A 15,096-nucleotide genomic window follows, 5' to 3' on the forward strand; every position below is an offset into this window, starting at 1 on the left:
ACTCACCTTCACCGAGCCCCTCTGCCAACGCCCCGCCTTGCTCTCCACCCAACCCGACTTCACCACCTGGTTCGCCAAGCTCAGACTCTTCGACCTCAACTATCTCGACATCCTCTACTTCCCCCCCCTTTACATCAAAAACATCGATCCCATCACGACTCTCTAGTTGTCCGCCTTCCGTGACAGGCTCAATACCAAGCCCCCCAGATAGACCTCCATCATCCACCCCTCCTTGGTGAACCTGAGAATTAATCGTTTTTTGCAACCCCACAATCTGACGATCTTTCTCCTGCACTTCCCGCCGCAAACCAGCAATCAAGGCCTTCGCCTCTTCTAACCCCTGGAACAGATTCGTCAACTCCTTCATCCCCTGCTCGCGAGCAGAATCTGGATAGACCTTCTTGAAAGAGGCAAACATCTCGGCCATGCGACCTCCATCAGCCTGAGACCCTACCCCAAGTTTATCCAAAAGAGCATTTTTATGCTCCTCCGAGACCTCAAAGACATTATTCCTGCCAATGATGACCCCCTCGGGATTCAGCCCTTGGGCGTCAAGCTCTTTCAAACTCTTATTAAGTGCGGACTTCAAGCTACTGAAACTTTTCCGCCTGCTCTTTATAGCTGCCGCATCACCCTCTCCCCAAATATCTTCAATCAACTCATCAACGGCAATTTCCGTTATCTCACCAAGGACTTCCTGGTCGGCCAGACGACTCCGGATAGCTGCAATCAACTTCGTTTTCTGAGTATCTGGAGTAAGGGAAAGACTGGTAATCGCTTGATCAATCCCCTCAACAGTGACAAGAATAGACATCGTTGGATCACATCTCCATGGGATAGACTTATCCCTCTATTATGTTAGCTTGCGACACCCGGCAGTAACCGTTCACAGCGCGGCTGAACGTTTACCCCGGCAGCTACACTCATCAAACCACAAGGAGGCACATCAAGGTAAGCATGGTTTTACATGCATCAGCAAGCAATTCAACCATTCACCCCCCATCAGTTATTAAAAAACATATTTTTCTTCCAATTAAAATTCCTTAATTATACTATGTCCAAAGCGTCTTCACTCAAGTGAGTATACCATCAGAGGATTACACGTACCGCTGAAACGCCTATCGGAATCACTCACAAGCAAGTAAAAAAAATGACCTACTCTGAAGTCACCTTCACCCCTTTCTCACCCTATGTCTTGCCTCTTCAGCCAACCTGGCACGACAACACAGAGGTTTTCCATGACCAAACGACTCGTCATTGCTGAGGCAGCAACCAAGATTGAGTTCCTGAAAGCCTATTATGGCCTCGACACCGATAGCATCCTCTGTCAATGGCCGCTGTTCACCACCTCCTACCAAACTGTCTCTGGAAACACGACCAAAGATATATTTCACTTCGATCCGCTCCCAGCTGCCGAAGAACTCACCACGACCCTCAATGCCGAGCAATACCAGGAGATCATCCTGGCCTTCGATACCGACGCCAAAGGTGAATTGATCAGTTGGCAGATAGGAGGCTTTGCGGCACAACTCGGCGCCGCCACCCACACCATACATCGCCTCAAACCGACCGGATTCTCCTCGCATGAGCTTGACTCAGCCATGCAGGTTATTGCCCCCCCCGACTCTCATCTCGGCCAATCAACATACAGCAGACACCTCTTTGACGAATACCTGGGGCGCCACCTCCAGCGCCTGCTCGGGACGGATCGAGGACCAGGGAATTTATTGTTACGACATCACAGCTTGACCATCCTGTTCTTACTGGTTGAGAACCAGCAAGGACAGAGCGCAGCTCCCCAAACCATGAAATGGCAACTTACAGGCACTGTCGACGGCACAAAACAAAGCTTTCCGGCAACCCTCTCCATCGGAAAAGATGTCCCCATCCATGGACTGTTTTCCGACCAAGACAAGGTTCTCTCCCTTGCGAGCAAATTGGAAAAAAGTCCCTTCGATGTCGATATCGTAACCCGTTCACCGCTTTCGATCCCTCCCCCAGCCGCGTACCATTTACCAGAGCTAACACAGGATGCCTTGTTGCACCTAGGCCTTAACCCGATTCAAGTCACCCAAATCATCACCAGACTCTACCATGGAATCGTTCACCAGGGCCAAACCATGGGGCTGATCACATCACCTTCCCCTGGGACACCTCCCCCTTCTGCAGCTACTCTCACATCACTGCGCCAACAAGTCTCCACCCTGTATGGAGAATCAAACTTAAGAGAGCAAGCCACCCTCGACTCCGGGTCAATCGTCCCTCTATTCCCCCACCTTGATGGCCTGAGTCTTAACCAGCCTCTCAGCCAAGACGAACTATCTCTCTATGACTTAATCCGATCCCAAGCCCTAGCCAGCCAGATGAAACCAGCGCTTGGCGAATCGTTTTCCATCGACTTTCTCGTTAACAGCAACTATGGCTTCCAGTCTCATTACAACGAATTGATCGATCCTGGATTTCTCAAGGCACTCCCTGCGCAGTTGAACAAGTGGCAGTCACCATTTTCACTCTCAGAAATTGCGAAGGGACAGCAATTCCGAGCCACGCTCAACTGCCAGCCAAGTTCCCTCGAAAATCAAGGGGTTGAACCATATACCATCGAATCCCTGCTCGCAGAACTAGCTGATTTTTCAATAGCTGCTGACCCTGCCACAATCCGCCTGATTGGGGACTTGGCTGCGCTGGGATATCTTGGGATATCAGAACAAGGGTTGCTGAAAGCGACTAACCAGGCAAATCAAGTCGTTGCCATCCTGTCCCGGGCCTTCCCCCAAATGCAGGGAGTTAACCTCTCCGCCTACATTGAGCAAACCATTAATGAAGCATTAACTAGCCGCAAAGACCTGACCTTCGCCCTCAGGCAGTTCGATCAGACCTTGATGCTCCATGGAAAGGCGCTGATCAAGACCAAGACCCCAGCAAGAGTATCGACCACCAGATCCAGGGCATCAAGCACCATCATCAAACAGGCGACACCCACCCCAGTCGCCATCGAAACTGACACCTCACCCATAGCCACCAACGCCCCCCTCCCTCCGGCAGAGGCCAAACAACCCACTACCGATGAGGCAATCATCAAATCCTCTCATCCTGCTTCCCAAACCTTAGAAACAAGACCACCAACGCCCCCCCCCCAAGATGAACAAAGCATCACCATAGAAATTGAAGACACTGACGCAGGCACCCCTCTCTCGGACAAACTCCTTAGTCATGACAAGCCAGAGCCAGAATCAGCGCTCGAAACCAACACACCTCCCGAAGATCTACTAAAACTCTTTACAGACTCCGTATCAAACAAGAGCGCGGTAGCAGATGCTACGAATCAGCGACCAGAACACACCCCACAGCCACCTCTTGATTCTAAGGAAAAAAACTGCCCTGCCTGCGGTAAATCCCTGGTCATCAAGCAAGATCAATTCGGAACATATTGGGGATGCTCAGGATTCCCAACCTGCCGCTACTCCGAAAACACTCAAGAATTCCCTTGCCCTCTTTGTGGCCATGCCCTCACCAGAAAGCAGACCCCCACAGGAAAAGACTTCTTTTCCTGTGCCCATAATGACTGCCAATTCATGTCCTGGTCCACCCCTCACTATCTCCCGTGCGGGTTATGCAATTCTCCGTACCTTGTCGAAAAAATAGTCCAGGGGGGCACTCAACTCCGCTGCCCAAGAGCAGGCTGTTCTTATGGCCAACCCTTACCAGAGCAATCAACTGAAAACAGGTCATCTCCAACCGGCACCAGCCAAAAAAAAATCATGGTGCGCCGAACAGTTCCCGGGACCGGGACAGCTGCTGCTGGCACGAAAAAAGTTCGAATCGTTCGACGGAAATCATAACCTTGGGGTAACTGCTCAGGTTAACGGTAATCAGTTATCGGTTTACGGTTAAAAGAATTATGGTTTGTCATAAATCATCGTATGATACTCAATGTCAGTGTGTCCTCAGCCATTGGCAGAACCCAATCACCGTCAACTGTCAACCGTAAACCGACAACCTGAGCAGTTACTCATCTCATGCCAAATTTTTACTTGGAGCTATAAACAATGCCTATCTATGAATTCTATTGTGATACCTGCAATACCGTTTTCAACTTCTTCTCCAGCCGGGTCAATACCAGCGCCACTCCTGCCTGCCCCAAATGCAACAAGACCCTGAGCAGACAGATATCGCTGTTCAGTACTCTCGGCCGGGCAAAAGATGACGACGGCATGCCTGACATCGACGAAAGCCGGATGGAGCGCGTAATGGGAGAGTTGGCCCAGGAGGCAGAGAATATCAACGAAGATGACCCACAACAAATGGCCAGAATCATGCGCCGATTCAGTGAAAAAGCTGGAATGAACCTAGGCGCTGGGATGGAGGAGGTCTTGAGCCGGATGGAGGCGGGAGAAGATCCGGAAGCCATTGAAAAGGAGATGGGTGATATCCTCGAAAACGAAGACCCCTTTACCCTAGAATCCAGAAAGAGAAAACGAGGAGGAGGCCGAAGCGCCCCGATCCGCGATGAAACGCTCTACGAGCTTTAGCCGCTCCCACATCGTGTCTCATCCGTAACCGTTCACCGGACCCCCATCTGCTTTGTCAACGGCCTGCTCATGTGCAACTAGCACACTTCGCAGACCGTTTTCGCGCATCTGGGACACCCGGAAAACGGTTACAGCCCGGTGAAATCCGCACGTTCAACGCTTCTGGTGAACGATTACTCTCATCCACTCTGCCTTCAATCGTCCTTCAGGGTAACCACCTGAAAACAAGTTCGTTAACGGATACCACGCATATAATCCACGAGCTGACTGGCGAGAGCCTGATTATCAACCAGCAGCGAAGCCTCATGGTTCTTAGATAGGGCAGAGCTAGTAAAGTTATGGCTCCCAATCAGAGTATACCGACGATCAATCACCACGGCTTTGGCGTGGGTAGTCACTTTTTCCGAATCAAAGCGGACAGTGACCCCCTGTTTTTTCAAACGGGCAGCCACCCGTTTATTCGCACTATTGATATCTGAGTCGTAGCCCGAATTTTCAAGCAGCACAGTGACCATTACTCCACGCTTACGGGCCTTGATCAAATCCTCAATCAAAGCGGCTGCGCGATTATTAGATGAATCGGTGATTTTAAACACAAACATGACCAGATCAATGCTCCGTTCGGCTTGAGCGATCATGCGTTCAAGGACCGGGAAATAGTCCCGATCCGTCAAGAGCCGCACCTGACCAGGCTGAGTCAGAATCTTCTGACCTGGCTCTCGACTCCCCCCTGCCATGGTCGAATTGAAAAGAACCAGATACGGCTTAATCGCCAGGAAAGTGCTTTCTCCCAGATCCGGCACCGAGCGCAGTTCATCAAGGGTTTCGAAAGAACCGTTATGATCCCGGTAACGAACTATAGCCCGGGCCTTGGCCTTACCGACAAAAGGGAGCTTTTCGATCTCACTGACTCCCGCAATGTTGATGTTGATCTTTTCCTCATCGACAAAAGCATTGGCCACACCAAGAGCAACACCCGACAAAACCACGAATGCCGCAAGCGCCACCAATCCTTTGAGTCCCGGACGATGATCACCCCGCCTTATCAAGATCGTCATCCGTTATTGCCCGATGCTATTTTGGCCACCAGTCAACCCGGATCCGGCGAATAATATTAAAGCCCCCGCCAAGAACCAAGCTATTGCGCCTGCCGACACTATCGAGGAGACACTGAATCTCATAAGAACGTGTGCCAGCATCGCAGATGATAATCAGAGTATCGGTTTCAGGAATCTCGGACAACCGCGTCCTGACCTCAACATAGGGAATCGCCAGCCAGCGGTCAGCAAAAGCCGCACAGAAAGCTCCTGCCTCGTTAGGATGTCTGATATCCAAGGCTCTCCAATCAGGGTGCAATCCAGGCTGCTCCATCCAAGCCAAGAAGTCCTCTATGACCACCGTCCGCAGACGTCCGGCAATAGCATTTTCGGCAACATTAGCCGTAGCGTTCAAAGCATCCAGCGCTGTCGCAAAAGGAGGGGCATACGCCATCTCGAGATTGATAAAATCCTCGACTGTCGCTCCCTTGGCGAGCAATGCGGCAGCGGCATCAAGACGAGCAAGGACCGCGTCACCCATAGGCCCAAACCCTTGAACCCCCAGGACCTGCCGGGTCCGGCGGTCAAAGACCATTGCCAGCGGGATGATAGCCTGAGTCGGGAAAAAATGAGCGCGATCGGATTGGGCAGTAATCACTCGGTCAGCATCAAAACCATCGGCCAGCGCGGTCTCAAGACTCATGCCCGTGGCTCCGATTGCCACATCAAAGGCCTTCATAATGAAAGAGTTGATAACCCCAGGAAAAACACTGGCAATCCCTGCCAAATTATCTGCCACCACTCTCCCCTGACGGTTGGCCAGCGAACCGAATGGCGCTTGGGCCCGTTTCCCGGAGATAAGATGATTAGTTTCGATACAATCCCCGGCAGCATAGATATTGGGATCAGAGGTCTGCAGACGGTTATTGACCACAATACCGCCCATTGGCCCCACCAGCAACCCGGCCTCACGAGCCAATTCACTGCGCGGCCTGACCCCGACGGCCATGACAATCAGATCGGCAGAGATTTCCTGTTTGTCGGTGACCACCCGGTAGCCGCCATCGTCCTGTTGAATCGCCTGAACCCTCTCATCCGTAAAAACAGAAATACCGTGGCCCTCAAGATGGTGCCGCAACATTCTGGAAAATATGGGATCAACAATCCGGGGCAGAAGATTGGGCATCAACTCAATAATCGTGGTATCAAGCCCCCAGAGATCACCAAAAGCCTCTGCCATTTCGATACCAATCGGACCGCCGCCAATCACCACCGTCCGCCCGACCTTGCCTTTGGCAATTTGATCCTTGATGGCAATGGCCTGATGCATATCGCTGATCACAAAAACTCCAGGCAGATCGGCGCCAGGAAGTGGGGGGCGGCTTGGCGTTGAGCCGGTGCAAAGGACCAGCTTATCGTAAGAGAGATCCTCTATCTGACCGCTGTCGAGATTGGTGACCGAAACCAGCCTGTTCTTCCGGTCAATAGCATTGGCCCGAGTCCTGGTCCGAACGATTACCCCTTTGGCGTTGTCGAAGAATAAGGGGTCGCGCACGGCATGAAAGCTCGTGGAACGCAACTCCTTTTCATCCGAGACATCTCCGGAAACATAATAGGGAATTCCGCAGCCTCCGTAAGAGATCAGACTGTCCTTATCAACCAAGGTAATCTGTGCCTCAGGGCTCAAGCGCTTGAGCCGACAAGCGGTTTTGGGACCGGCCGCCACCCCGCCAACAATAAGAATCTGTTCTGTCATAGAAATAGTCCTTTATCGGATATAATATAATCGTTATGCAAACATAGAGACTCTTTACGAGACTATCAAACTTCAGGAGAGAAAGTAGCTTGAAATCCACCCTATGTCAAATTTTCAAGGGATGGAGAACAGTTTTTTCTTTCCATCTAATGCCAGACATGGCACTTTGTCGTAACGTAAGATTCATATACTGTTAGGTAGAACTCTCCGCTTCTTGGCCATAGTACCAGGTCATTGAAAAACACCCCACCAGGACCAACACAGAACTACCGGCAACAGATACATATCCATGTATTAGATCGAAGACAGGAGTTGAGTATGGACCGGAAATCACTAGGCATCCTTGTAGTCGAAGACAATGCCATGATGCAGAAAATGATCACTGCCATGCTCGAAGGACTCGGTTTCCAAAAATTCACTCTCGCACCAAACGGCAAAGTGGCCTGGCAAAAACTCACCACCGGCGAACCGATACATCTGATCATCTCAGATCTGAACATGCCAGAGATGGACGGAATCGAGCTGTTAGAGAAGGTACGGTCTTCTGAAAAATTCTGGGACCTACCCTTTGTCATAATTACCGCAGAGGAAAACCAAAGTCAGTTATTCTCTTCCATCGAAATCGAAGTCGACTCATATATCCTGAAGCCCTTCACTCCCATCAAACTGGAAGAAGAGATCTCTCGCGTTCTCGACAAAAAATTCAACCCCTCACCCTATACCATTGCCTTACAAGAAGGCCGCTCACTTCTCGCCATGGGGGAAGACTCAGCAACAACCATGGCCGCATTTAAGACCGCCATCCGCCTTCAACCCCTGGAAGCCGACCCCTACTACTTCTCTGCCATTATTCATGACCGAGAAGGGAGACACGCCGAGGCAAAGGCCTGCCTTGAAAAGTGTATCCTGCTGAAAGAGGCCTACCCCAAAGCCTACGACCTCATGGGACTCATCTTCCACCGGGAAAAAAACTACACGGCTGAACGTAAAATCCTCAGCCGCATCAGCGAACTCTCCCCCCATAAACTTGAGCGCAACCTGAACCTGGCTCTGGCCTCTGTCAAGATCGGCGACCAGGATGGCGTCAGAAAGTGCCTCAAGATCGCCGCGCGCCGGGTAAACCCCGACGACCTCGCCACCTACGAACGAATCTTCAAAATCTATCTTGAAGACCCATCCATGGCAGCAGAAGCAGAAACTGTGTATAAGAAATACATCGACAAAAAAATGAACAACCCTCGGCTGCTCAACAAATTCGCTCTACACTTCAAAGAGATCAAGGACTATGAGCGAGCCATCTTTTTTCTGGAGCGGATTGTCCATATCTGGCGAACCAGCAAAGACCACGGCATTCCGCCTGAAGACATGGCAGTCTTCTATTTTAACCTGGGAGTCGCCACCATCGAACAGGCAAACACATACACCGACGCGGCTCAAAAAAACACCGGGTACAAGACTGCAGCAAAAGTGCTCGATAAGGCCATTGACTGCAGCTACAAGCACGCAGGCGCTCAAAAGCTTTACGAATGGGTCACCGCCCGTCTTAAATAATAGCAACAAAACTACCTTGAACTTTCAACCTTCCTTCCGCTTGCAGACAAATTACCCACCGCCTCAAAGCTAACATTTTCCCTACCTATCCCGAGTAAAATTGTGTATAGTTTTTGATTCGTCACTATCCCTGTTCATCTGCGTCACCAGCCTGCTTGCTGTTACTGCTAAAACGCCAGGTCAAAATCGAGCTGAATAGTGACTTAAAAATCAAACCCTGCTTTTTTTGATAGATTCCGTCTATCACACACTCACGATGGCCAGCACGACAATTTCGGCCAGCACATTTTTCAAGGAGAATCACGATGAAAGTAATGTTATTAGGCGCCCCGGGCGCCGGCAAAGGCACAGTAGCAAAACTTCTTACCGCCCTGGATGGTTCAATCCAGATCTCTACCGGCGACATCCTGCGCGCTGAAGTCAGAGCAGGCTCCGAACTTGGCAAAAAAGCCGAGGCCTTCATGAAGGCTGGCGACCTGGTCCCGGACTCCTTGATCATGGACATGATGGAGATCCGCCTCCAAGCCGACGATTGCAAGAAAGGATTCCTGCTGGACGGCTTCCCGCGCACCATCCCCCAGGCAGAAGCGCTGAAAGTATTATTCGCCAAGCTTAACATCGACCTCGACATGGTGATCAATATCGATGTTCCCCGCGATGTCATCCTCGACCGGCTCTGCACCAGACGTACCTGCGCCAACGCGGACTGCCAAGCTATCTACAACGTCAAAAGCAATCCCACAAAGAAGGAGGGCATCTGCGACAAGTGCGGTAGCCCGGTTGTTCAACGCGATGACGAGACAGAAACGGCCATCACCCACCGCCTGGAAACCTATAACGCCAAGACTGCCCCGCTCATCGGCTTTTATGAGAAAGAAGGAAAATTCAAGAATGTCCCCTGCACCTCAAGCGACGACGTTGTCAAAGCGGTCAAAGAATCATTAGGGATATAATGGATGACTGAAGTTTTTGATACATCACGACAGGATCCTCCTGTCGTGACCATTATCGGCGGCGGTCTCGCCGGCTGCGAGGCAGCCTGGCAGGCTGCCGCCTTTGGTTGCCGGGTCATTCTCCACGAGATGAAACCCGGACGCTACAGCCCAGCCCATCACTCACCCCATCTCGCCGAACTAGTCTGCAGCAGTTCACTCTGCTCCGCAGCCCCGGACTCGGCGGTGGGATTACTGAAAGATGAAATGCGGGCCTTAGGCTCTCTGATCATCCAGGCTGCGGAACGGCACCGAATACCAGCAGGCAAGGCCTTGGCCGTTGATCGCGAACACTTTGCCACCTTCATTACCGAGACCATCAACCAGCACCCGCTAATCTCAGTCACTCATCATGAGGTGACTGAGCTGGCGACCGATTGCGGCACTGACCCCACCAAGCCGCTGATCCTTGCCACAGGCCCACTGACCACCGAGTCCCTGGCCAACTCCCTCGGCCTGATCACCGGCCAGGAGTATCTGGCCTTTTACGACGCCATCGCACCGATCATCGCAGTCGAGTCACTGGACCGGAAGATCATCTACCAGGCCTCCCGCTACGATGACGGCCCCGGGGATTATTTAAACTGCCCCATGGACCGTGACCAATATCAAATATTTATCGACGCCCTCGGCCAAGCGACAACCATGCCGCTCAAAGCCTTTGAAGAGGCAAAATACTTTGAAGGCTGCCTACCGATCGAAGTTATGCTGGAGCGAGGACGTGACACCTTACGCTTCGGACCAATGAAGCCGGTAGGGCTGCCTGATCCGCGCACCGGTCGCGACCCCTATGCCGTAGTCCAACTTCGCCAGGAAAATGCAGCCGGCACCCACTACAACATGGTCGGATTCCAGACCAAACTGACCTACCCTGAACAAAAGCGGGTCTTTTCTCTGATCCCGGGCCTGGCTAACGCCGAATTCACCCGCCTGGGCAGTATCCACCGCAATACTTTTGTCTGCGGGCCCAAGGTCCTGACCCCGCATCTTCAGGTCAAAGACCGGCCAGGACTTCTTCTGGCCGGCCAACTTACCGGGGTGGAAGGCTACGTTGAGTCCACCGCCATGGGCTTACTCGCCGGACGCAACGCCGCCTGTCTGGCCCTCGGGCTGCCGCTCTCAACCCCTGGCCCCGAAACTGCCCATGGCGCGCTCCTTGGCCACCTGACCCAGTCAGACCCCAAACATTTCCAACCCTCAAACGTCAACTTCAGTCTGTTCCCACCTCTTAACGTAAGGCTTCCCAAACGACAACGAGGACAACTCCGTGCACAAAAAGCGCTTGAATCTCTTGCCCAATGGCAAAACACACCTATTGGCCGCCCGCTTACTTAGCCTTCTGCTGGGGGCGGCGCTGATGCTCATTTCCATGGCGGCAGAGGCCGCCACGGAAATGATTCACTACCATCTTGCCGTAGGATTTGACCTGGGGAAGCAGAAAATTCACGGCACAGCCCAGCTATTACTCCCCGACGGCCAGGAACTCCAGCTAAACCTTCAGGGCATGGAAATTCTTTCCATCGAACTTGACGGCATCACTCTTCCTCTTCCAAAAAACCCAATCCTTGCCCTGACTCCAACCCCAGACCCTCATCGCCTGGTCATCCATTACCAAAAATCATTTGCCAGTTCCCCCGACAACCTGATCAGCCTTGAGGGTATCGCCCTTACTGACCTGTGGTATCCGCAGCCTGATACCGACTGCCGCTATCACCTTCAGGCCAGCCTTCCCAAAGGTTTTGAAGGCGTGTCCGAAGCCGACCAGATCGAAACTGAAATCACGGCTGGCGGCACGACGCAACGTTTCACCTTAAATCAACCTCTTTCAAGATTAACTTTGGTGGCAGGTCCCTATGTCGTTGCCAAGGAATCCTTTGGCAACGGCAAGACCCTCTACTCCTATTTCTTTGCTGAAGATGCAGAACTTGCTTCCTCCTATCGCCAGAAAGCTCTGGCTTACCTTGAACGCTACGAGAAGCTGATCGGCCCTTACCCCTACCAACGTTACAGCATCGTTGAAAACCGTCTGCCCACCGGATACGCAATGGCGGGCTTCACCCTGCTCGGCCAGAGCGTGGTCCGACTACCCTTCATCACCGAAACATCCCTTGGCCATGAAGTGTTGCACTCCTGGTTCGGCAACGCCGTTAAGGTGGATTACAGCCAAGGCAACTGGTGCGAGGGCCTTACCACCTACCTCGCCGACCAGGCCTACGCCGCTGACCGTGGCAACGCCACCACCTTCCGCAAGGGAGAACTGCTGAAGTATCAGCATTATGTCCGACCAGACTCGGCGCTGGCTGTCAAAAATTTTCAAGGCGCCGGACCAGGTCACGAACTGCCCCAACTGGCTGAACGGGCTATAGGGTATGGCAAGATAGCCATGATCTTCCGGATGCTGGAGCAGAAAATCGGTCAGGAGCAATTCTATACCGGACTCCGTCATTTTTATCAGACCATGAATGGCAAGACAGCCAGCTGGGACGACCTGCGCCAGGCCTTTGCCCTCAACAACACAGAACTCAATATTTTTTTCAGTCAATGGCTTGAACGAAACGATCTCCCAACCATCAGCGCCGACAAGATCGCGCTACAGGAAAAAGAAGGTATTCTCACTCTGTCCTTTACCCTGCGTCAAGCAACGGAAAAACCCTACGATCTCGATGTGCCGATCCTCATCAGCACAAGCTCTGGGACTCTACACAAGGTGGTATCCACCAGCACAACCGACCATGAGGTAGTCCTGCCGCTGACCCAACACCCGACAACCTTGACCATTGATCCGGACTACGACCTCATGCGCACCCTCTCTCTCAAAGAACTGCCGCCATCCTGGGACTGGTTCCAAGGCTCTGACAAAAAAATCGCCGTCGTCAACTCCTCTAGCGAATACGATCTGTTTCAACCTCTGATTGAGGAACTGGAACAGATCGGCGCTGAGATCATCGCGGCAAACGAGGTCACCGACACCGAACTCAAAGACAATGCCGTTATCTTTCTTGGCACATCCGGCCCGGCGCCACGAGGACTCTTCGCAGCAACAACCCATCCGGCCGAGGGGCTGACAATCGATATCCGCACCAACCCGATCAACCCCCTCTATCCCATGGCCTTGGTTTCGGCCAACACTCCAACTGAGGCGGCGGCAGGACTTCGCAAGCTAAGACACTACGGCAGTTACAGATTCCTTCATTTCAAAGACGGACAAACCCTGGACAAACAAAAAGCTGTTGGGCCCCTGGGGATTCAGTACGAGCTTGAGGAAGAGCCCACTGCCATCGCCACCCCGTCGACCTTTGACTTCGCCACAGTCATGACCAAACTGCTCAACAAGCGCGTAATTTACGTAGGAGAGAGCCATACCCGCTACGAAGATCACAAACTCCAACTCCGAGTGATCCGAGAATTGCACGCCCTGGGCAGAAACGTCGCCATCGGCATGGAGATGTTCCCCCACTCGGCGCAACAGTCCCTCGACAACTTCATTGCCGGCACCATCACCGAAAATGAGTTTCTCAAGCAGTCGAACTATTTCAAGGTCTGGAGCTTTGACTACCGGCTCTACCGGGAAATCATCAACTTCGCCCGTGCCAACAACATCCCGGTGATCGCCTTGAACATCGACAAGGAGAAAGTAAGCAAAGTCTACCAGCAGGGCGGCATGGCCGGACTAAGCCCTGAAGAACTTTCGACCCTGCCAGTAGATCGCGACCTGGACATCCCGGGCTATCGGAAGCGAATCCACGAGGTCTATGATTTTCACCCCGGTCGTACCGAAAAACAATTCTCCGGATTTTTTCAGTCCCAGGCCATCTGGGATGAAATCATGGCCCAAACCATCGCCGACTATGTTGCCAGTCACCCGGATCGGCAGATGGTAGTGCTAGCTGGTAACGGCCATGTGCTTAAAGATACCGCCATCCCTCCTCGGGTTGCCCGGCGTCATCCAGAGGTAGACCAGGCAGTGGTTATGTCCTCGGATGGCACAGTCATTGCCCCATACGAAGCGGACTTCCTGGTCTTCATGCCACCTGCCGCCCTTCCGCCTCAGGCTCTGATGGGTATTGTGCTGACACTGGATAAAGAACTCGGATCAGTCGTTATCGAAGAGGTCAGGCCCCAGAGCCCGGCACTCAAGGCCGGGATCCAGAAAGGCGACATCCTCATCACCCTTGAAGGCCAGCCTGTTGCAACCCCTGATGATGTCAGAATCATATTAGTCGATAAGAAAGTGGGAGACCCGATCACTGCGACCATCAAACGGCAACGTCCACTCTTCTCTGACTATGAACTGACGCTTGAAGTGATCTTATGAGCGCCAGCATTGCCGATGACCCCATTCGCCTGCTGCATGACCTGCGAAGCCTTGTCCAACTCCATCGGGATTTCGGCATCCTGGAGTATCCGCAGACACCTGATCTTGACCGTTTCCTCAAGTCCGCGCCACCCCCAGTTCAGACCAAGCCGAGAAATAAAAATCTCCAGCTGGATCGCGAGACAACTCCTCCGAAAAATGTCCAGCCAAAACCCGTAACCATAACACCACCCCAACCGTCACAGACCCTCAACGAAATCGAAACCGAGCTTGGCGACTGCACCCGCTGCACGCTCCATCACAACAGAGACCGACTCCTCTTTGGTGCAGGCCCAAAAAAAGCCAGGCTCTTTATTGTCGGCGATTTCCCTACCCATGAGGACGAAGCGGCCGGCAACCCTTTCGGCGGCGAAGCCGGAGAATTGCTGACCAAGATGCTGAAAGCTATCGACCTCAATCGCAACGATGTCTATCTCTCCACCACCGTCAAGTGCCGAACAGCAGACAACTCGGCTCCTCAACCGGAGCAGATCGCTACCTGCCTGCCCTTCCTCACCCGCCAGATCAGCGCAGTAGGACCACTCATCATCTGCACCATGGGGCCAATCGCCACTCAGGCCCTGCTGAAGAACAACACCCCCCTCATCCGACTGCGCGGTCGTTTTCACCAGTGCTACGGGATCGAACTAATGCCGACCTTCCACCCTTCATTTCTGATCAAAAATCCAGACATGAAGAAAGCGACCTGGATTGACCTGCAACTCATCCAGGCAAAACTTGCCTGAAGATAAGGCCATGTATTTTTCGTAATCGTTCACTAGAAGCGTTGAACGTGCGGATTTCACCGGACTGTAAACGTTTACTGGGTGCCCCAGATGCGCGATTTATATTGACCCGCTTCGTCGATCAATAA

The 15,096-nt window shown here is 52.5% G+C and carries 10 protein-coding genes; 7 read left to right on the forward strand and 3 right to left on the reverse strand.

Going from position 1 to position 15,096, the window contains the following annotated elements; all coding sequences use genetic code 11:
* On the reverse strand, positions 1 to 814 hold an 814-nt coding region (locus FP815_00770; GenBank protein MBA3013473.1), incomplete at its 3' end, for a hypothetical protein.
* 376 nt (positions 815 to 1,190) lie between these two features.
* Here FP815_00770 and FP815_00775 point away from each other — a divergent pair.
* On the forward strand, positions 1,191 to 3,842 hold the full coding sequence (locus FP815_00775) for a hypothetical protein (GenBank protein MBA3013474.1): 2,652 nt from the start codon (positions 1,191 to 1,193) through the stop codon (positions 3,840 to 3,842).
* 207 nt (positions 3,843 to 4,049) lie between these two features.
* Positions 4,050 to 4,532, forward strand: coding sequence for a zinc ribbon domain-containing protein (locus FP815_00780; protein MBA3013475.1), 483 nt, complete (start codon positions 4,050 to 4,052; stop codon positions 4,530 to 4,532).
* Positions 4,533 to 4,765: 233 nt separating this feature from the next.
* On the opposite strand, the gene FP815_00785 is transcribed toward FP815_00780, so the two are convergent.
* Together FP815_00785 and FP815_00790 are read right to left on the reverse strand one after the other, a co-directional pair.
* Complete coding sequence (locus FP815_00785) at positions 4,766 to 5,590, reverse strand: phospholipase (GenBank protein MBA3013476.1); 825 nt, start codon at positions 5,588 to 5,590, stop codon at positions 4,766 to 4,768.
* 16 nt (positions 5,591 to 5,606) lie between these two features.
* A complete protein-coding gene (locus tag FP815_00790) occupies positions 5,607 to 7,325 on the reverse strand; it encodes a pyridine nucleotide-disulfide oxidoreductase (protein MBA3013477.1) in 1,719 nt (572 codons plus the stop codon).
* 318 nt (positions 7,326 to 7,643) lie between these two features.
* Here FP815_00790 and FP815_00795 point away from each other — a divergent pair, with 318 nt between their 5' ends.
* From FP815_00795 to FP815_00815, 5 genes are all read left to right on the forward strand, one after another.
* Positions 7,644 to 8,876, forward strand: a complete 1,233-nt coding sequence (locus FP815_00795; GenBank protein ID MBA3013478.1) for a response regulator — start codon at positions 7,644 to 7,646, stop codon at positions 8,874 to 8,876.
* A gap of 305 nt (positions 8,877 to 9,181) precedes the next feature.
* Positions 9,182 to 9,829, forward strand: a complete 648-nt coding sequence (locus FP815_00800; protein ID MBA3013479.1) for an adenylate kinase — start codon at positions 9,182 to 9,184, stop codon at positions 9,827 to 9,829.
* Between the two features lie 3 nt (positions 9,830 to 9,832).
* Positions 9,833 to 11,203 carry a methylenetetrahydrofolate--tRNA-(uracil(54)-C(5))-methyltransferase (FADH(2)-oxidizing) TrmFO gene (locus FP815_00805; protein MBA3013480.1) on the forward strand — a complete coding sequence of 457 codons (1,371 nt, stop codon included), beginning with the start codon at positions 9,833 to 9,835 and terminating at the stop codon, positions 11,201 to 11,203.
* Complete coding sequence (locus FP815_00810; protein ID MBA3013481.1) at positions 11,136 to 14,183, forward strand: PDZ domain-containing protein; 3,048 nt, start codon at positions 11,136 to 11,138, stop codon at positions 14,181 to 14,183. The genes FP815_00805 and FP815_00810 overlap by 68 nt, the downstream gene beginning before the upstream one ends.
* Positions 14,180 to 14,968: a uracil-DNA glycosylase gene (locus FP815_00815; protein ID MBA3013482.1), complete on the forward strand. Its 789-nt coding sequence runs from the start codon at positions 14,180 to 14,182 to the stop codon at positions 14,966 to 14,968. The genes FP815_00810 and FP815_00815 overlap by 4 nt, the downstream gene beginning before the upstream one ends.
* Positions 14,969 to 15,096: the final 128 nt, after the last annotated feature.

This window comes from Desulfobulbaceae bacterium (assembly GCA_013792005.1).
Taxonomy (GTDB): domain Bacteria; phylum Desulfobacterota; class Desulfobulbia; order Desulfobulbales; family VMSU01; genus VMSU01.